This window comes from Deinococcus pimensis DSM 21231 (genome assembly GCF_000519345.1).
Classification (GTDB): Bacteria; Deinococcota; Deinococci; order Deinococcales; family Deinococcaceae; genus Deinococcus_A; species Deinococcus_A pimensis.
Genome location: NZ_KI912644.1, coordinates 1,893 through 2,263 on the forward strand (window position 1 = coordinate 1,893; position 371 = coordinate 2,263).

The 371-nt window shown below is 73.9% G+C and carries 1 protein-coding gene; it reads right to left on the reverse strand.

Translation table 11 applies throughout. The features are described from left to right. On the reverse strand, window positions 1–296 hold a 296-nt coding region (locus tag DEIPI_RS39670; protein WP_425387852.1), incomplete at its 3' end, for a 4-(cytidine 5'-diphospho)-2-C-methyl-D-erythritol kinase. Window positions 297–371 lie beyond the last annotated feature (75 nt).

The following is a 371-nucleotide window of genomic DNA, read 5'->3' on the forward strand; positions in this document are numbered from 1 at the left end:
CGAGCCGCCCCCACGCCCGACGCGAGCGGCAACCTCTTGTGCAGCACGATCCGCGCGCCCTCCCAGCAGCCCGCCTCGTCGAGGTACGCGCGCGCCGCGCGGTACACGAGGTTGCGCTCGTCGGTGGGCAGGTGCGCGCCGCGCACCACCAGCGACAGGTGCGGCGCGGGGTGCAGTTCGAGCTCGTCGCCCTCCGCGAGCGGCACCATCAGCGAGTGCAGCTCGTGATAGCCGTCCCTGCGGATCCCCCGGACGCTCAGGCCGAGGTTCACCTTCGCGGGCGCGAACACCCTCACGTGCTCACCTCCGCGTCCCAGGCGCGCGCGATGGCCTCCGCGAGCACGAGGTCGCCGGGCGTCGTGACCTTCAGG